The sequence below is a fragment of the Bradyrhizobium sp. Kon58 genome (assembly GCF_055807455.1).
In genome coordinates this window covers 1-384 of sequence record NZ_JBVVOT010000199.1, presented here as the reverse complement: position 1 = coordinate 384, position 384 = coordinate 1, and the positions used below count along the sequence as shown (strand labels likewise).

Below are 384 nucleotides of genomic sequence, written 5' to 3'. Positions count from 1 at the left end.
ACCGCCGCCAAGGTCACGGTGGCCGAGGTCGAGCATCTGGTTCCGGCCGGCGAACTCGATCCCGACCACATCCACACACCCGGTCTTTTCGTCAAGCGCATCGTCGAGGTCGGAACGGCCAAGAAGCGCATCGAATTCCGCAACACCCGCGTATCAGGAGATACACATGGCCTGGACCCGTGAACAGATGGCTGCGCGCGCCGCGAAGGAACTGCGTGACGGCTATTACGTCAATCTCGGCATCGGCATTCCGACGCTGGTCTCGAACTACATCCCGGACGGCATGGACGTCAGCCTTCAGAGCGAGAACGGCATGCTCGGCATGGGCCCGTTCCCCTATGAGGGTGAAGAGGACGCCGATCTCATCAACGCCGGCAAGCAGAC

2 protein-coding genes are annotated in these 384 nt (G+C 62.0%); both read left to right on the top strand.

Going from position 1 to position 384, the window contains the following annotated elements:
* A partial coding sequence (locus AC0L20_RS40110) for a CoA-transferase (protein WP_473295686.1) occupies positions 1-183 on the top strand: 183 nt, incomplete at its 5' end.
* Positions 167-384 (top strand): CoA-transferase (locus tag AC0L20_RS40105; protein ID WP_473295608.1); only part of this gene is annotated, 218 nt, incomplete at its 3' end. The genes AC0L20_RS40110 and AC0L20_RS40105, both read left to right, overlap by 17 nt.